General features: G+C 64.8%; 17 protein-coding genes. 6 read left to right on the top strand and 11 right to left on the bottom strand.

The genetic code is table 11. The annotated features are described in order from the left end of the window. Positions 1-4 precede the first annotated feature (4 nt). The gene (gene codA, locus ACSVIK_RS11635) at positions 5-1,240 is read left to right on the top strand and encodes a cytosine deaminase (protein WP_442444482.1); all 1,236 of its coding nucleotides are present in this window, start codon (positions 5-7) and stop codon (positions 1,238-1,240) included. Between the two features lie 95 nt (positions 1,241-1,335). Here codA and ACSVIK_RS11630 read toward each other — a convergent pair whose 3' ends face one another. The 3 genes from ACSVIK_RS11630 to yegS all read right to left on the bottom strand — a co-directional run bounded on the left by ACSVIK_RS11630 (position 1,336) and on the right by yegS (position 4,301). Continuing rightward, positions 1,336-2,142 carry an MOSC domain-containing protein gene (locus ACSVIK_RS11630; protein ID WP_442444481.1) on the bottom strand — a complete coding sequence of 269 codons (807 nt, stop codon included), beginning with the start codon at positions 2,140-2,142 and terminating at the stop codon, positions 1,336-1,338. A gap of 69 nt (positions 2,143-2,211) precedes the next feature. Continuing rightward, on the bottom strand, positions 2,212-3,144 hold the full coding sequence (locus ACSVIK_RS11625; protein WP_442444480.1) for a chemotaxis protein CheV: 933 nt from the start codon (positions 3,142-3,144) through the stop codon (positions 2,212-2,214). Positions 3,145-3,386: 242 nt separating this feature from the next. Further along, positions 3,387-4,301: a lipid kinase YegS gene (gene yegS / locus ACSVIK_RS11620; RefSeq protein ID WP_442444479.1), complete on the bottom strand. Its 915-nt coding sequence runs from the start codon at positions 4,299-4,301 to the stop codon at positions 3,387-3,389. A gap of 157 nt (positions 4,302-4,458) precedes the next feature. Here yegS and ACSVIK_RS11615 point away from each other — a divergent pair, with 157 nt between their 5' ends. Both ACSVIK_RS11615 and gliR read left to right on the top strand, forming a co-directional pair. Further along, entirely contained in the window at positions 4,459-5,157 is a 699-nt protein-coding gene (locus ACSVIK_RS11615; protein WP_442444478.1) for a pirin family protein, read from the top strand. Positions 5,158-5,266: 109 nt separating this feature from the next. Next, the gene (gene gliR / locus ACSVIK_RS11610; protein ID WP_442444477.1) at positions 5,267-6,304 is read left to right on the top strand and encodes an AraC family transcriptional regulator GliR; all 1,038 of its coding nucleotides are present in this window, start codon (positions 5,267-5,269) and stop codon (positions 6,302-6,304) included. Between the two features lie 69 nt (positions 6,305-6,373). Here the strand turns inward: gliR and ACSVIK_RS11605 are convergent, their stop codons facing one another. The 4 genes from ACSVIK_RS11605 to ttcA all read right to left on the bottom strand — a co-directional run bounded on the left by ACSVIK_RS11605 (position 6,374) and on the right by ttcA (position 9,573). Continuing rightward, positions 6,374-7,045, bottom strand: coding sequence for a DNA-3-methyladenine glycosylase I (locus ACSVIK_RS11605; RefSeq protein ID WP_442444476.1), 672 nt, complete (start codon positions 7,043-7,045; stop codon positions 6,374-6,376). Positions 7,046-7,108: 63 nt separating this feature from the next. Next, on the bottom strand, positions 7,109-8,173 hold the full coding sequence (locus ACSVIK_RS11600) for a 3-deoxy-7-phosphoheptulonate synthase (RefSeq protein WP_442444475.1): 1,065 nt from the start codon (positions 8,171-8,173) through the stop codon (positions 7,109-7,111). A 261-nt stretch (positions 8,174-8,434) separates the two neighbouring features. Then, entirely contained in the window at positions 8,435-8,566 is a 132-nt protein-coding gene (locus ACSVIK_RS11595; protein WP_442444474.1) for a hypothetical protein, read from the bottom strand. Positions 8,567-8,748: 182 nt separating this feature from the next. Further along, a complete protein-coding gene (gene ttcA / locus ACSVIK_RS11590; protein ID WP_442444473.1) occupies positions 8,749-9,573 on the bottom strand; it encodes a tRNA 2-thiocytidine(32) synthetase TtcA in 825 nt (274 codons plus the stop codon). Between the two features lie 101 nt (positions 9,574-9,674). Here ttcA and ACSVIK_RS11585 point away from each other — a divergent pair, with 101 nt between their 5' ends. Beyond that, positions 9,675-10,268: a DNA-J related domain-containing protein gene (locus tag ACSVIK_RS11585; RefSeq protein WP_442444472.1), complete on the top strand. Its 594-nt coding sequence runs from the start codon at positions 9,675-9,677 to the stop codon at positions 10,266-10,268. 165 nt (positions 10,269-10,433) lie between these two features. Continuing rightward, positions 10,434-11,033, top strand: a complete 600-nt coding sequence (locus ACSVIK_RS11580) for a Yip1 family protein (protein ID WP_442444471.1) — start codon at positions 10,434-10,436, stop codon at positions 11,031-11,033. A gap of 177 nt (positions 11,034-11,210) precedes the next feature. On the opposite strand, the gene metE is transcribed toward ACSVIK_RS11580, so the two are convergent. Further along, on the bottom strand, positions 11,211-13,499 hold the full coding sequence (gene metE, locus ACSVIK_RS11575; protein WP_442444470.1) for a 5-methyltetrahydropteroyltriglutamate--homocysteine S-methyltransferase: 2,289 nt from the start codon (positions 13,497-13,499) through the stop codon (positions 11,211-11,213). Between the two features lie 168 nt (positions 13,500-13,667). Between metE and metR the strand changes: the two genes are divergently transcribed. Beyond that, a complete protein-coding gene (gene metR / locus ACSVIK_RS11570; protein WP_442444469.1) occupies positions 13,668-14,585 on the top strand; it encodes a transcriptional regulator MetR in 918 nt (305 codons plus the stop codon). 222 nt (positions 14,586-14,807) lie between these two features. Here metR and pcaC read toward each other — a convergent pair whose 3' ends face one another. From pcaC to ACSVIK_RS11555, 3 genes are all read right to left on the bottom strand, one after another. After that, positions 14,808-15,203, bottom strand: coding sequence for a 4-carboxymuconolactone decarboxylase (gene pcaC, locus ACSVIK_RS11565; protein ID WP_268182728.1), 396 nt, complete (start codon positions 15,201-15,203; stop codon positions 14,808-14,810). A 111-nt stretch (positions 15,204-15,314) separates the two neighbouring features. Continuing rightward, positions 15,315-16,103 carry a 3-oxoadipate enol-lactonase gene (gene pcaD / locus ACSVIK_RS11560; RefSeq protein ID WP_442444468.1) on the bottom strand — a complete coding sequence of 263 codons (789 nt, stop codon included), beginning with the start codon at positions 16,101-16,103 and terminating at the stop codon, positions 15,315-15,317. A 9-nt stretch (positions 16,104-16,112) separates the two neighbouring features. Then, on the bottom strand, positions 16,113-17,465 hold the full coding sequence (locus ACSVIK_RS11555) for a 3-carboxy-cis,cis-muconate cycloisomerase (RefSeq protein ID WP_442444467.1): 1,353 nt from the start codon (positions 17,463-17,465) through the stop codon (positions 16,113-16,115). Positions 17,466-17,573 lie beyond the last annotated feature (108 nt).

Here is a 17,573-nt window from a genome sequence, read left to right as displayed (position 1 = left end):
CTCCATGATCATCCACAATGCCCGCCTGCGTGGCCGCGACGGCCTGCACCGCATCACCCTGGACGGCGCGCGTATCGCCGCCATCGACGCCCAGCACGCCCTGCACCCCATCACCGAGGGCGACCTGGATGCTGCCGGCAATCTCGTCGTGCCGCCCTTCGTCGAGCCGCATATCCACCTGGACGCCACCCTCACCGCTGGCGAGCCGGCCTGGAACATGAGCGGCACGCTGTTCGAGGGCATCGAGCGCTGGGCCGAGCGCAAGGCACTGGTCACCCACGAAGACACCAAGACCCGCGCCAAGAAGACCATCGACATGCTGGTCGACCACGGCATCCAGCATGTGCGTACCCATGTCGACGTCACCGACCCGACCCTGGCCGCGCTCAAGGCCATGCTCGAAGTACGCGAGGAAACCCGCCACCTGATCGACCTGCAGATCGTCGCCTTCCCGCAGGAGGGCATCGAGTCCTACGCCAATGGTCGCGCGCTGATGGAGCAAGCCATCGAAATGGGCGCCGACGTGGTCGGCGGCATCCCGCACTTCGAGAACACCCGCGACCAGGGCGTATCGTCGATCAAGTTCCTCATGGATCTGGCCGAGCGTAGCGGCTGCCTGGTGGACGTGCACTGCGACGAGACCGACGACCCGCAGTCGCGCTTTCTCGAAGTGCTGGCCGAGGAAGCCCGTGTGCGTGGCATGGGCGCGCGGGTCACCGCCAGTCACACTACGGCCATGGGCTCCTACGACAACGCCTACTGCTCCAAGCTGTTCCGCCTGCTGAAGATGAGCGGCATCAGCTTCATCTCCTGCCCCACCGAGAGCATCCACCTGCAGGGCCGTTTCGACACTTATCCGAAACGCCGTGGCCTGACCCGCGTGGCAGAGATCGACCGCGCCGGGATGAACGTCTGCTTCGGTCAGGATTCCATCGTCGACCCCTGGTATCCGCTGGGCAACGGCAACATCCTGCGCATCCTCGAAGCCGGCCTGCATATCTGCCACATGCTCGGCTACGAAGACCTCAAGCGCAGCCTGGATCTGATCACCGACAACTCGGCGCGCGCGCTGAATCTGGGTGAAGGCTACGGTCTGGAGGTGGGTCGCCCGGCCAACCTGCTGATCCTCTCGGCGCCGGACGATTACGAGATGGTGCGCAGCCAGGGCCACGCGCTGGTGTCGGTACGCCACGGCAAGGTGCTGATGCGCCGCACGCCGGCCAGCGTGGAGCGTGCTTGAAGCCAATGGAGTCAGCACACACGGTCGGGTAGGAGCGGATTTATCCGCGAAAGGGTTGGCGCCGGAGCCGTGTCAACGGCAAAAGGCGCCAGGCCTTATTCGAGCACTTCCACCGGCATGCCCAGTTGCAGCTCGCCGACACCACGGGGCAGCAGGTTCTGCCCGAAGTACACGTCACCTTCACGCTCGCGGTAGGTCTTGAGGGTGGTCAGCGGCTCGCGGTCGGCGCTGCGCTCGCCGCTCTGCGGGTCGACCGTGGTGAGGATGCAACGGGTGCAGCCCTTGGCCACCTCGAACTCCACCTCGCCAATACGAATGCGTTTCCAGCCATCCTCGGCGTAAGGTTCGCTGCCCGTCACCACCAGGTTGGGGCGAAAGCGCAGCATCGACAGCGGGCGACCAACACGCTGCGCCAGATCATCCAATGAGGCCTGGCCGATCAGCAGCAAGGGATAGCCATCGGCGAAGGCCACGCGGTCGCCCGGCTGGGCATAGGCCGTATCCACCTGGCGGGTGCGCGCCTCGGGCACCTGCACCAGGCGGCAGGGGCGGCCCAGCAGGTCGCTGAGCCAGGCGGCAGCCTCGTCACCGGCATCGGGGACGCGCAGGCTGTCCTGCCAGACGGTCACGCCGCGCAAGTCCTGATCGGGGTCGGGCAGCGCGACGCTGAGTTCGCCATGCCCGGCGGCGCTCAGGGTCAGACCGCCGCGCGCATCGTACAGAGCGCTGAGCTGGCTCATCTGCGGTAGCAGGCGTTGGGTGATGAAACGACCCGTAGCGGCATCGACCACCATCCAGCGCCGATCACCGTTGAGCCCCAGGCCATCGACGGCACTGCGCTGCAAGGCTTCGCCCCGCCCGGACTTGAGCGGATAGCGATACAACTCGGAGAGGCTCAACATGATCGGATCCCTAGGCCGGCAAAACGCTTTTATACGAGTTGCCGGCGGGCATCACAAGCGCTGAGGCGCTCAGGCAGGCTCGTCGAGGGCGAGACGGGCGCGCACCACATCCACCAGCTTGTCCGGCTGGAACTTGGAGAGAAAGCCATCACAGCCGACCTTCTTCACCATGGCTTCGTTGAAGCTGCCGGACAGTGAGGTGTGCAGCACCACGTAAAGATCCTTGAGGCGCGAATCGTTGCGGATTTCGCTGGTCAGGCGATAGCCGTCCATTTCCGGCATCTCGGCATCGGTGAAGACCATCAGCAGCTTGTCGGTCATCACCGCACCGCTGTCGGCCCAGGCCTTGAGCATATTGAGCGCCTTGAGGCCATCGCTGGCCATGTGCAGACGCATGCCCAACTGAGTGAGGGTGTCGCGTAACTGGCTCAGCGCCACGCTGGAGTCGTCCACCAGCAGCACTTCGCGACCACGGGCCTTCTCCAGCAAGGGGTCGGCGAGTTTCTCGGCGGACACCTTGGTGCTCATCGGCACGATCTCGGCCAGCACCTTCTCCACGTCGATCACCTCGACGATCTGGTCGTCGACCTTGGTGATGGCGGTCAGGTAGTGCTGACGCCCAGCGCCACCGGGCGGCGGCTGGATCGATTCCCAGTTGAGGTTGAGGATGCGGTCGACGCTGCCCACCAGGAAGGCCTGCACGGAGCGGTTGTATTCGGTGACGATGATGGTGCTGTGCTCGTCCGGCACCAGCGGGCGCATGCCGATGGCCTGGGACAGGTCGATCACCGGCAGGGTGTGGCCGCGCAGGTTGACCACTCCGCAGACGAAGCGGTGACGCTGCGGCATCAAGGTCAGCTTGGGCAGTTGCAGCACCTCCTGCACCTTGAACACGTTGATCGCGAAGAGCTGACGCCCGGCCAGACGGAACATGAGGATTTCCAGACGGTTTTCACCGACTAGCTGTGTACGTTGATCCACTGAATCAAGAATGCCGGCCATCATGCGCTCCCATGGTGTTTATTGAGTCTAGCAGGCCGTTGAAAAACGTAGGCGAGGCAGGCAAGACAAGGCAAAGACGACCGAAAAAGCGCAGTTTACCTGCTGTAAATGAGCATTTTTTTAGGGCGGCTTTAACGCAGTATTGCCAACGCAGGCAGTTTTTCAGCGATCTGCGAGCCCGCCTTCGGCATATCGGCAGACTGCCGGCAGACTGAAGATCGCTGGCGCCCAGCCATCATGCCTTAGCCCCTTGCGCCTGACCAGCGATGCAGCAATGGCGACTGCAATGGCAGGTGCAAACGCAGTGCACTCGGCTTGGCGGCGAAACGCAGCTTGCGGCTGACCATGGGCTCGCCATCGAGATTGAGATCGAGCCCCTCAGGTGCGTCCACCTCCAGCCAGGGTAGCCGAGCGCTGACGGCTACGCTCTGCAAACCGAGAATGCCACCGGACAACAGGGTGCCGAAGGTGCCGATCACATCGGGCGCGGCGGGCAGGATGCAGACATCCAGCAGGCCATCATCGACCACCGCTTCGGGGCACAGCACATGCCCGCCACCAGCCTGACGGCCGTTGCCGATACCCAGGGCGAGAAACTCGCCCTGCCACTCGAAATCCGGCCCACGGAAATGCCCGGCCGCTGCGCGCACCTCGGAAAAACGGCTGAGCCCGGTGAGCAGATAGGCGGCGCCACCGAGCACCTTCTTCAGCTCCTCCGACGTATGGGCCGTGACGTTGGAGCCGAAACCACCGGTGGCCATATTGAGGAACACGCGCTCCCCGGCCAGGCCGACATCCACCGCCACCGGCTCCACGTCGAGCAGCGCCAGTGCCGCGGCGGGTGTCGGGGTGATCCCGGCCGAGCGGGCGAAGTCGTTGGCGGTGCCCATCGGCAACAGCGCCAGACTGGCCTGGCCGCCGTGCTCGAGCAAAGCCTCGGTGACATCGCGCAAGGTGCCATCGCCGCCGCCGGCGATCAGTGTCGGGTAGCCCGCCGCCAGGCCTTCGCCGACCAGCCGCTGGGCATCGCCTGCTTCCCAGGTCAGGCGCACGGCGATCTCCCAGCCCTGCTCGCGCATGCCATGCACGGCGGCCCTGACCTCCTCGTTCAGCGCCTGCTTGCCATGCAGGATCAACCAGGCCTTGCGTTCGCTCATCGCCATTCCCCCGTAGCGCGCTGCGGTTATCAACATATCGAATCAGTAGATTCTTATAGTGCAGAATTTGCTCTATTAAATCGATTCAAGCGAAATCATCATGACGTCATCGCCCTTGCCAAGGGGCTCCTCCCTTGGCAAGCCAAGAGGATTGACCATGATCGAAGTACGTCCGTTCGAGCAACTCGGCGCAGCCGATCACGGCTGGCTGAATGCCCGCCATCATTTTTCCTTCGCCGACTACCACGACCCACAGCGCATGAACTGGGGCCGCCTGCGCGTCTGGAACGATGACGAAATCGCCCCGCAATCGGGCTTCCCGCCGCATCCGCACCATGACATGGAGATCATCACCTATGTTCGCGAAGGCGCCATCAGCCACCGCGACAACCTGGGCAACGCCGGCCGCACCGAAGCCGGCGACGTGCAGGTGATGAGCGCCGGCAGCGGCATCGCTCACAGCGAATACAACCTGGAGCACGCAACCACCCGGATCTTCCAGATCTGGATTCAGCCTACCCAGACAGGCCTGCCGCCGTCCTGGGGCGCCAAGCCATTTCCCAGGGGAGATCGTGCCGGCGCCTTCGTCACCCTGGCCAGCGGCTTCGCCGATGACGCCGATGCCCTGCCCATCCGCACCGATGCCCGCCTGGTGGCTGCCACGATCAAGGCCGGGCAAAGCGCCGAATACAGCCTGCAGCCCGGGCACAAGGCTTATCTGGTGGGGGCCATGGGGCGTTTCGCGGTCAACGGCGTCGTCGCCAAGGCACGTGATGGCGTGGCCATTGCCGAGGAGACCTCGATCCGCATCGAGGCCGAGGAAGACAGCGAAATCGTGCTGGTGGATCTGCGCTGAGCGAAGTGCAGGATGGTAGCCGGCCATCCTGCGCTGCCCGTGCCCAGGCATTCGTGCTAGGGTTCGTCGGCATATGCCTGGCAGCAGGCAGCCGACAACGACAAGACCCATGCACACCCCAGGCTCCACCTCCATCGCCAGCCTGAGCACCTACCTGCGTCAGGCCCAGCATCTCGACCTGGACATCCAGGCGGCGCTGAACGCGGCCGGGCTCGACGCGGCCCTGCTCCATGACCACAGCCAACGCATCCCCTGCAGCCAGCATGAACGCCTGCTGGCGCATCTGCTCGCCCAGTCCGCCGACCCGCTGTTCGGCCTTCACGCCGCACGCTTCGTGCAGCCCGGTTCATGGAGCGTACTCGGCTACATCACCATGAATTGCGCCACCCTCGGCGAAGCCATGAGTCGCATCGTGCCTTACGAGAAGCTGGTGGGCGAGATGGGTAGCAGCCGCCTGGAAATGGCCGGTGACCATCTGCGCCTGATCTGGAGCTGCCAGCAGGCCCAGGCCGAGGTGCGCCGGCACCTGGTGGAAAACGTGCTGGCGTCCTGGCTGCTGTACGCGCGCTGGCTCAGCAACAGCGAACGCACACCGCACGCGGTCTGGTTCGAGCACCCGCAACCTGAATCAACGGCACTCGAGGAGTACCAGCAACTGTTCGGCTGCCCGGTGCGCTTCGGCCAACCCTGCAACGCCCTGCTGGTGCCGCTGGATGTCCTCGAACTGCCCCTGCGCCAGGCCGATGCCAACCTGCTGCGTACCCTGGAGGAACATGCCCTGGCGCTGATGGCCGAACTGGGTGACGACGAGCCGCTGCCACAACGGGTGAAGAACGCCCTGCGCCTGCTGCTCAAGGATGGCCTGCCGCGCAAGGAGCGGGTAGCAGAAAGGTTCGCCATGACCGTGCGCACCCTGCAACGCCACCTGCAACAGGCCGGCACCAGCTACCAGCAGATTCTCGACGAGTTGCGCCAGGAACTGGCCGAGCACTATCTGCTGCACAGCGACCTGGCCGTGCAGGACATCGCCAGCTACCTGGGCTTCACCGAGGCGCGCTCCTTCCACCGCAGCTTCAAGGGCTGGACCGGGCAGACGCCGGGCGAGTTTCGCGAGGCGCACCGCGGCCGCGAAGGCCTGCTGCCGTAGCCCGGATGCAATCCGGGAACCCTTGCGCGAGCTGCCCCGGATTGCATCCGGGCTACGCAGGCAAACGACTCAGTGATTGACCGTATGCGCCAGCATCACCGATAGCTGACACAGCGGCCGGCCACTCTCGGCCTGCCACTGGTTGAAGGCGGCCTGCACCGCGGCGAGATCCTTCTGGCTGGTCGGCGCCTTGTGGATGATGTTCTGCGCCTTGAGCGCGGCGACCATGTCGTCGGTGGGGATGAAGGTATCCTTGCCCACCATGCGCAGAAAGCGCGGCGCCGACAGCCCGCCGAGCTGGTTGCCGTGCTTGGCCAGGTACTTCCACAGCCCGACGATATCGCTCACCGGCCAGTCGGCGATCAGGGCGCCAAAGCTGCCTTTCTCGCGGCGCACATCGAGGATGAACTGGGCATTGCGCGGCACGCTCTTGAGCTTGCCCAGATGACGGATCAAACGCGCATCCTGCATCAGGTTCTCCAGGCGCTCGGCGCCCATCAGCACCACCTTTTCCGGATCGAAACCGAAGAACACCTCCTCGAAGGCCGGCCACTTGGCGTCCACCAGGCTGTGCTTGAGGCCGGCGCGGAAGATGCGCAGGCTGATCAGCGACAGGTAGCGGTCATCGCTCAGCGCGCGCAGCTCGGCCTCGCTGCGCGGCTGCGGCAGCATGGCTTCCAGGGCCTTGGCAGAGCCGAAGCGGTTGAGGCAGAACGCGTGCAGCCACTTGTAATCACGCATGAATCGAATCCTTCATGAAACGGACGACGAAGCCTGCACGCAGATGCCCACCTCTCGCAAGACTCAAGCGCGCAAACGCTCGGCCGCCTGACGCAGCGCCAGCTCGGTGCCACTCCAGCCCAGGCAGCCATCGGTGATCGAGACGCCGTAACGCAGCTCGCCGGACAGCGCCTGGCAACCCTCGAACAGGTGGCTCTCCAGCATCACCCCGCGCAGACTCGTGTCGCCGGCCAGGCGCTGGTCGATCACGCTTTCCAGCACCGCCGGCTGACGCAGCGGATCCTTGCCGCTGTTGGCGTGGCTGCAGTCGACCATGATGCGCGGCGCGATGCCCTGGCGCTGCAACGCCTCGCGCGCAGCCGCCACGCTGGCAGCGTCATGGTTCGGCGCGCCATGGCCACCGCGCAGCACCAGATGGGTGTCGGGGTTGCCAGCGGTGTGCAGCAAGGCCGGGTGGCCGAGGTCGTCGATGCCGAAATGCTGATGCGGGTGCGCCGCCGAGCGCATGGCGTCGCAGGCGATGCCGACGCTGCCATCGGTGCCGTTCTTGAAACCCACCGGCAGAGCCAGGCCGCTGACCATCTCGCGGTGCACCTGCGATTCGCTGGTACGCGCACCGATGGCGGCCCAGCCCAGCAGATCATCGAAGTAACCGGCAGCCATGGGTTGCAGCAACTCGGTGGCCAGCGGCAGGCCGCGCTCGAGGATATCCAGCATCAGTTGCCGCGACTGGCGCAGGCCTTCGGCCATGTCGCCGCTGCCATCCAGGTGCGGGTCGTACAGCAGCCCCTTCCAGCCCACGGTGGTGCGTGGTTTTTCCACGTAGGCGCGCATCACCAGCAACAGTTGGTCGCTCACCTGCGGCGCCAGTTCGGCCAGGCGTTCGGCGTATTCGAGGGCGCTGGTGCGGTCGTGCAGGGAACAGGGGCCGACCACCACCAGCAGGCGCTTGTCCGTGCCATCGAGCACGGCGCGGATGGCATCACGGTCAGCGGCGATGCGTTCGGCCAGTGCGGCGGACAGTGGCAGACGTTGGCGCAGTACGGCAGGGCTGGGCAGCGGCTGGGCGCTGCGGCGGGCGATAGGGGTGACGCTGGAAGCGAGTTGAGCGGAGACGGATGCATTCATGATCTGGCGGTTCCTTGACCGGCGCGGTCGTTGCCGCGGCGGCGCTAGCTGTGTGTTCGTGGCAAAGGTGTCAGGGCGTGGGTGACGCTGCTAAATCGCCAGTCGTAGCGGTAGTTGCGGTAATAACGGTTCATCTGTAAGTCCTCGATCTGTGGCCGTTTTCGGCCGAAAAAAACAAAACCCCCGGTCGGGTTGCCGACCGGGGGTTTTCTGCAAAACGTCTCTGGTGGCGACCCTGGTGTCTCAGGCCGCCTGTGGGTATCAGGCGCGCCTGTGGCTAAACCAATACCCAAAGAAGTAATACGCCGCCGCCACGAGCAACTGCGCACGCAACAACGCGGCGCGCGTGGCACCGGCTTGCAGCATGGACAGGAGGTTGAGGCTGGCGGACATGGAATTCTCCAAAGCGATGGCCGAACCTTACTCCAGGCCTTTGCGGCCTGGCAAGCGCGGCATGAAGGAACGCAAGCGTCGCGGCTAAAGCCCCTCCCACAGATCGAGAGGGGCGTAGGGTGGATGTCGCCTTTTACATCCACCAACACGCCGCACGGTGGATCGATGAAGCGTGATCCACCCTACAGGCTCATCACGTCGAGAAAGCGCGGTGTGGCGCTGTCGTCGATCTTCAGGCTCTTGAAGTCGAACAGGTTGCGATCCGCAAGTTGCGAGGGGTGCACGTTCTGCAGGGCGCGGAACATGATCTCGACGCGGCCCGGGCTCTTGCGCTCCCAGTCCTGCAGCATCTCCTTGACCACCTGGCGCTGCAGGTTCTCCTGCGAGCCACAGAGGTTGCACGGGATGATGGGGAACTGCTTGAGCTGGCTGTAGGCCTCGATATCGGCCTCGGCGCAGTAGGCCAGCGGGCGGATCACCACGTTGCGGCCGTCGTCCGACAGCAGCTTGGGCGGCATGGCCTTGAGCGTGCCGCCGTAGAACATGTTGAGGAAGAAGGTTTCCAGGATGTCGTCGCGGTGGTGCCCCAGCGCCATCTTGGTCGCGCCGATCTCGTCGGCGTAGGTGTACAGGGTGCCGCGACGCAGGCGCGAGCACAGCGAGCAGGTGGTCTTGCCCTCGGGGATCTTCTCCTTCACCACCGAGTAGGTGTCCTTCTCGATGATGTGGTACTGCACACCGATGGTTTCGAGGTAGGCCGGCAGTACGTGCTCGGGGAAGCCGGGCTGCTTCTGATCCATGTTCACCGCGACGATCTCGAACTTGATCGGCGCCACCTTCTGCAGATACAGCAGCACGTCGAGCATGGTGTAGCTGTCCTTGCCGCCGGACAGGCAGACCATCACCTTGTCGCCATCCTCGATCATGTTGAAGTCGGTGATGGCTTCGCCGGCCAGGCGGCGAATGCGCTTCTGCAGTTTGTTCTGGTTGACCGAAAGGGTGCCCATGGTGCGTCGAAATCCGAGGGGGTGGGAACGAAAGCGCGACATTTTACGCACAATGGCGCCGCGCCCCTACCCCGCCAGCAATGAAATGCTAGTCTGGGCCGATGAATGACGACCTAGACCCCAGCCAGGATCTCGCCGAACAGGTGCTGCAACTGCTGCAGGCCGCCCCCGACGGGCTGGCCGAATACGCCCTGATCCAGCAGCTCAAGGCCCGCCACAGCGGCCATTTGCCCAATCTGCCGCTGACCGACAAGCTGGTGCTGTTTCGCACCCACTTCCTGCTGTTCAACGCCCTCTACCGCCTGCGCGATACGCTCTGGCAGCAGCAGAGCCACCTGCTCGAGATCAGCCCGCTGTGCATCCGCCTGCTGCCCTACCAGGCGGGCAGCGCGGCCCTGAGCGAGCGCGACGAGCTGCGTGACTACTATCTGGACATGAGCCACCTGCAGAGCACCGACGAGCAGGACGTCGAACGCCTGCTGACCAGCTTCTGGACGCGCATGCAGGGTGGCGAGGAAAAGCTCGCCGCCCTGCAACTGTTCGAGCTCGATGACAACCAGCCGCTCGACCTGCCCCGGATCAAGCAGCGCTACCGGCAACTGGTCAGCCTGCATCACCCTGACCGAGGTGGCAGTACGCAGCGCCTGCAGTCGATCAACAAGGCCATGGAAATTCTGACCCGCTATTACAACTGAGCGGTAGAGAGCGATTCACTCTAAAGCCAGGCACCACGCCCCATGCAGACCCATCCTATACTGCGACATAAGGTCGCACAGACTCGACCTGAGTACCCGGTGGCGCTGGTCATGCGCGCCGGGCGCCACGGGGGGCGACCGTCATTACAAGAGGAGGTGTTTGGCATGATCCATCACGTCTGGGGGCTCTTCACCCATCCCGATCAGGAGTGGCAGGAAATCCGTGGCGAGGAAGAGAGCATCAGCCACATGTACCTGACCCACGTACTGCTGCTTGCAGCCATCCCGGCCATCTCGGCCTTCATCGGTACCACTCAGGTCGGCTGGGCCATCGGCGACCGACCACCCGTCATGCTCACCGAAGCCAGTGCGATGAGCATGGCGTTCATGTCCTACCTGGCGATGCTCGCCGGCGTGGCGGTGATGGGTGCCTTCATCCACTGGATGGCACGCACCTACGACGCCAATCCCAACCTGACGCAATGCGTGGTGTTCGCCGCCTACACCGCCACCCCGCTGTTCATCGGTGGCCTGGCGGCGCTGTACCCGCACCTGTGGCTGGGCATGATCGTCGGCACGGTGGCGATCTGCTACACGGTGTACCTGCTGTATGTCGGCATCCCCACCTTCATGAGCATCCCCGAGGACGAGGGCTTCATGTTCTCCAGCTCGGTGCTGGCGGTAGGTCTGGTGGTGCTGGTGGCGATGATCGCCAGCTCGGTGATCCTCTGGGGGCTGGGGGTTGGCCCGGTGTATACCAACTGACCACGACACTCACGAACAGGGCCGCCCACTCGGGCGGCCTTTTTCATGCTGAGTCGCCCATGGAGCGAAATGCGCCGTACCTGAAAACGCCGCAGCAGCATTCAGAACAGCAGGCAGGCCAACACAGGTGCCGACCCGTCCGGTGTCAATCAAACGCGCCAATGCGCAGCCGCAACATCAGGCCAGTTCGGCGCGCAGTTGCCTGGCCGCCGCCACCATGTTCACCAACGCCGCTTCGGTTTCCGGCCAGGCGCGGGTCTTCAGCCCGCAATCGGGATTGACCCACAGACGCTCCAGTGGGATACGCCGCGCTGCCTTGCGCAGCAGCCCAGCCATCTCGGCGCTGTCCGGCACCCGCGGTGAGTGAATGTCGTACACGCCCGGGCCGATCTCGTTGGGGTAGGCGAAGCGCTCGAAGGCCTCCAGCAGTTCCATGTCCGAACGCGAGGTTTCGATGGTGATGACATCGGCATCCATCGCCGCGATGGACTCGATCACATCATTGAACTCGCTGTAGCACATGTGGGTGTGGATCTGCGTTTCGTCGCGCACGCCGCTGGCGGCCAGGCGAAAGGCCTCGGTGGCCCAGTCCAGATACGGCTGCCAGGCAGCCTGACGCAGCGGCAGGCCTTCGCGGAACGCCGCCTCGTCGATCTGGATGATCTTGATGCCAGCGGCCTCCAGATCCACCACCTCGTCGCGAATGGCCAGGGCCAGTTGCCTGGCCTGCACCTCGCGGGACACGTCCTCACGCGGGAACGACCACATCAGCATGGTCACCGGGCCGGTCAGCATGCCTTTCATTACCTTGTCGGTCAGGCCCTGGGCGTACTGGATCCACGCCACCGTCATGGCCTTGGGTCGGCTCAGGTCGCCGACGATCAGCGCCGGTTTGACGCAGCGCGAACCATAGCTCTGCACCCAGCCGAAACGGGTGAAGGCGTAGCCGTCGAGCTGCTCGGCGAAATACTCGACCATGTCGTTGCGCTCGGCCTCGCCATGCACCAGCACGTCCAGGCCGAGGCGTTCCTGCACCTGCACGGCATGGCGGATTTCGGCGTGCATGGCCTCGGTGTAGTCGGCCTGGCTCAGCTTGCCTTGCCTGAATGCCTGGCGTGCCAGGCGGATGGCCGAGGTCTGCGGGAAAGAACCGATGCTGGTGGTGGGCAGCACGGGCAATTGCAGGCGCTCGCGCTGCTTGCCGATGCGCTCGGCAACAGGCGACTGGCGTTGGGCATGACGCGGACGAATCGCCGCCAGGCGCGCCTGCACCTCGGGCTTGTGAATGCGCGTCGAAGCCTTGCGTGCGGCCTGCACCGCGTGGCTCGCCTGCAGCGCAGCCTGCACCTCGGCAGCCTCGGGAGTAGCCAGAGCCTTGCCCAGCAGCGCCACCTCCTGGCACTTCTGCACGGCGAAGGCCAGCCAGCTTTTCAGCTCGGCATCGAGCTGGTCTTCACGGGCCAGATCCACCGGGCTGTGCAGCAGCGAACAGGATGGCGCCACCCACAGTCGCTCGCCCAGGCGCTCATGCGCATGACGCAGCACCTCGAGGGCCTTCTGCAGATCGCAGCGCCAGACGTTGCGGCCGTTGACCAGGCCCAGCGACAGCACCTTGTAAGCCGGCAGCCGGTCGAGGATGGTCGGGTACTGCTCCGGGGCGCGCACCAGGTCGATATGCAGGCCATCCACCGGCAGGTTGGCGGCCAGCCCGAGATTGTCCTCCAGGCCGCCGAAATAGGTGGCGATCAGCTTCTTGCAAGGCTCGCGCTGGATCAGGTTGTAGGCGCGCTCGAAAGCGTTCTTCCAGTCCTGCGGCAAGTCCAGCACCAGGATCGGCTCGTCGATCTGCACCCACTCCACGCCTTGTACGGCCAGGCGCTGGAAGATCTCGCCATAAACCGGCAGCAGGCGCTCGAGCAGCTCCAGCCTGTCGAAGTCGCCGCCCTTAGCCTTGCCCAGCCACAGGTAGGTCAGCGGGCCGATCAGCACCGGCTTGACGCGGTGCCCCAGCGCATGGGCCTCGTCCACCTCCTCGAACAGTTGCTCCCAGCTCAGGGTGAATTGCTGATCGGCGCTGAATTCCGGCACCAGATAGTGGTAGTTGGTATCGAACCACTTGGTCATCTCTTGTGCGTGAGCCCCTGCACAACAACGGCCGCTGACGCCACGTGCCATGGCAAACAGGGTATCCAGCGTCGGCTTGCCAGCGGTCGGGCGGAAGCGCTCGGGGATCACGCCGAAGGCCAGGGAATGACCAAGCACCTGGTCATACCAGGCGAAGTCGCCCACCGGCAGCAGGTCGATGCCGGCATCCTTCTGCACTTGCCAATGCTCGGCACGCAGGCGCTGGCCGACAGCGCGTAGGCCGGCTTCGTCCAGCTCACCTTTCCAGTGGGCTTCAAGGGCTTTCTTCAGTTCGCGGTCGCGACCGATGCGCGGGAAACCGAGGGAATGGGTCAGGGCCATGACGTGCAACTCCAGAATCAATCGAGATGGCGCCATTCTCGGCAGCGGCCTTGAGTGAGACAAACTCAAGATTTTCGTATTGATCTACAAAATTACTCATGTAGGCTGTATGAGCCGCTTTCATCCAGACCTGAATGTGGATGAGCGAAACCTTTGCTGAGAACCCCCATGCTCGAGCTACGCCACCTGAAAACCCTGCACGCCCTGCGCGAAACCGACAGCCTGGTGGAGGCCGCCGAACGCCTGCACCTGACCCAGTCAGCGCTGTCGCACCAGTTCAAGGAGCTGGAAGAACGCCTCGGCCTGCAGCTCTTCGTGCGCAAGACCAAGCCGGTACGCTTCACCAGCGCGGGGCTGCGCCTGCTGCAACTGGCCGACGCCACCCTGCCCTTGCTGCGCGCCGCCGAGCGCGATCTGGCGCGCCTGGCCGGCGGCACGGCTGGCCGTCTGCACATGGCCATCGAATGCCATAGCTGCTTCCAGTGGCTGATGCCGACCATCGACCAGTTCCGCGACGCCTGGCCGGAGGTGGAGCTGGATCTGGCCTCGGGCTTCTCCTTCGCCCCGCTGCCGGCCCTGGCCCGTGGCGACCTCGACCTGGTGGTCACCAGCGACCCGGTCGAGCTGGCCGGCATCACCTACGTGCCGCTGTTCACCTACGAGGCCATGCTCGCCGTGGCCAACCAGCATCGCCTGGCGCACAAGGCCTTCATCCAGCCGCACGACCTGCTCACGGAAACCCTGATTACCTACCCGGTGGAGCGCGACCGCCTGGACATCTTCACCCGCTTTCTCGAGCCCGCCGATATCGAGCCGGCGCAGGTGCGCACCTCAGAGTTGACGGTGATGATGATGCAACTGGTGGCCAGCGGCCGTGGCGTGTGCGGCCTGCCCAACTGGGCGCTGCATGAATACAGCTCGCGTGGCTACGTCAGCGCCAAGCGCCTGGGGGAGAAAGGTCTGTTCGCCACGCTCTATGCGGCGATCCGCACCGACATGCTCGATGCGCCCTTCATGCGTGACTTCCTGCTCACCGCCAAGGACACCTCCTTCGCCAGCCTGGAAGGGGTCAGCGTGGCGCGCTGAGCGCTGCAGCAGAAACGACGAAGCCCTCAGGACGAGGGCTTCGAGCGGAAAAATAAAACCGAGCTAACGAAGTGCATGGGGTCGGCGTCCTGCCTGTTCCACTTCGTTAGCCCGGTCACCGGAGAGTAGTGCATCGAGCAACGCCTTGCCAAGCAGAAATTTCACGATCTGACGAAGGCATCATGATCAGCGAAATTGAGCACTTGCTGCCGCTTGATGCCCTCAGCTTTCCAGCGACTCCACACCCAGCTCGTCCCACACCGCTTCGGCCAGGTGGAAGGTGGCGTTGGCCGCCGGGATGCCGCAGTAGATGGCGCTCTGCATGATCACTTCCTTGATCTCTTCGCGACTCACCCCGTTGTTCTTCGCCGCACGCAGGTGCAGCTTGAGCTCGCCCTCGCGATTCATGCCGATGAGCATGGCAATGGTGATCAGGCTGCGGGTGTGGCGTGGCAGGCCCGGACGCGTCCAGATATCGCCCCATGCGTGCCGGGTGATCATCTCCTGGAACTCTTCGTTGAACGGCGTCAGGTTCTGCAGACTGCGGTCGACGTGGGCGTCACCGAGCACCGCGCGGCGCACCTGCATGCCGGCTTCGTAGCGTTGTTTTTCGTCCATTTTCTGCTCCGTGGAAAAGGCTCTTGTAGGAGCGAGCTTGCTCGCGAACATCACGCGCGGAAAAGCTTCGCGAGCAGAGCTCGCTCCTACAGGAAAAGGAAGGTGCAGCGTTCAGCCGCGCAGAAAATCCAGCACGCGCTGGTTGAATTCATCACCCGCCTGCACGTTGGACAGGTGCGCTGCGTGGAACTCCACCAGCTCGGCACCCGCGATGCGCTCCTGCATGAAGCGGCCATGCTCGGTGGTAGTCACCGGGTCGCCACTGCCGCAGACGATCAGCGTCGGCGCGACTATGCTGCCAAGCTGCTCGCGGTAGTCGGCATCGCGCACCGCCGCGCAGTTGGCCGCGTAACCTTCCGGTGAAGTATGCGCCAGCATGCCGACGATGGGCTCGACCTTGCCCGGATTGGCCTCGGCGAAGTCGGCGGTGAACCAGCGCGAGATCGAGGCATCACGCAGGTCACGCATGGCCTGCGCGCCCCCGGCCAATACCGTCTCGATGCGTGGGTTCCACACCTCCGGCGTGCCAATCTTGGCGGCGGTGTTGCACAGCACCAGGCGCTCGATACGTTCGGGGGCGTTGATACCCAGCCACTGGCCGATCAGGCCGCCCATGGACAGGCCGCAGAAATGCGCCCTGGCGATTGCCAGGGCATCGAGCAGAGCCAGCACGTCGCGGCCATTCTGTTCGATGCTGTAAGGGCCTGGGCTGACCAGCGAGGCGCCATGGCCACGGGTGTCGTAGCGCAGCACCTGGAAGTGCTGGGTGAAGGCCGGGATCTGCGCATCCCACATCTGCAGGTCGGTGCCCAGGGAGTTGGACAGCACCAGCACTGGCGCACCGGTCGGGCCTTCGAGCAGGTAGTTCAGATCGCCATCGGCGAGACGTACGGCAGGCATGGACAACTCCTAAGAAGAAAATTGCGTATGTTCGGCAACGGCGCGTTCGACCCAGCGACGGGCCTGGCCCAGGTAATGCGCCGCATCGAGCAGGCGATCCAGCTCGGCAGCGGAAAGTTGGCTACTGACCTCGGCATTGGCGCCGAGTACAGCGCGTAGATGAACGCCCTCGCGCACGGCCTGCTTGCAGCACTGTTCGATCAGGTGATGGGCGGCGTCGCGGCCGATCTTCTGCGCCAGGGCGATACTCACCGCCTCGGCCAGCACCAGGCCTTGGGTCAGCTCCAGATTGGCGCGCATGCGTGCGGCATCCACCTCAAGCCCCGGCACCACCAGCAGCGCCTGTTGCAGGGCGCCGGAGACCAGGCAGCACAGCTCCGGCAGGGTCTCCCACTCGGCGTGCCACAGGCCGAGGCTGCGCTCGTGCTCTTGCGGCATGGCGGCCAGCATCGTCGCCACCAGGCCCGGCGCGCGGGTGGCGGCGCCGATCAGCACGGCGGCGCTGACCGGGTTGCGTTTGTGCGGCATGGTGGACGAGCCGCCCTTGCCCGGTGCAGACGGCTCGAAGACTTCGCCGGCCTCGGTCTGCATCAGCAGGCTGAGGTCACGGCCCAGCTTGCCCAGGCTGCCGGCGATCATCCCAAGCAGGCTGGCGAATTCCACCAGGCGATCACGCTGGGTGTGCCAGGGCTGCTCGGGCAGGGTCAGTTCCAACTCCTGCGCCAGCGCCCCGCTGACCGCCCAGCCGGCCTCGCCCAGCGCCGCCAGGCTGCCAGAGGCGCCACCGAACTGCAGGCACAGCAGGCGCGGCTTGAGTTCACTCAGGCGCTGACGATGGCGAGTGATAGCGCCGAGCACCCCGGCCAGCTTCATGCCGAGGGTGACCGGCGTGGCCTGCTGCAGCCAGGTGCGCCCGGCCAGCGGTGTATCGATATGGCGCTGAGCCTGCGTTGCCAAGGCCCCAGCCAGCTTCGCCAGATCGCTTTCCAGCAGGCCGATGGCGGCGCGCAGTTGCAGTACCAGGCCGCTGTCCATGGCGTCCTGGCTGGTGGCACCGAGGTGTACGTGGCGTTCGGCCTCGGGGGAGCTCGCGGCGATGCGCTTGCCCAAAGCCTTGACCAGCGGAATGGCGGAATTACCCGCCGTGGCAATGGCCTGAGCCAGCGCCGGGTAATCGTAGAGTTCGGCCTTGCAGGCGGCCTCGATGGGCGCCACGGCCTCGGCGGGTATCAGCCCCACGCGCGCCTCGGCCCGCGCCAGCGCGGCCTCGAAGTCGAGCATGCCCTGCACCCGCCCGGCGTCGCAGAAAATCGCGCGCATGGCCGGCGCGGTGAAGTAGGCATCGAAAAGTTGGTTGCTCACGAGCGGAGGGTTCCTGAGGAAATGGGCGCACGGCCTAGTGTGGCATCAATGTCGGCCTATGGTGCGCACGGCGCACCCTACGAGGCGCGTCATACGCCAAACCGTAGG

This window comes from Pseudomonas sp. NCHU5216, from assembly GCF_052156495.1.
Classification (GTDB): domain Bacteria; phylum Pseudomonadota; class Gammaproteobacteria; order Pseudomonadales; family Pseudomonadaceae; genus Aquipseudomonas.
Note: the sequence above shows the minus strand (reverse complement) of the source record. Positions and strands in the feature narration are given on the sequence as shown.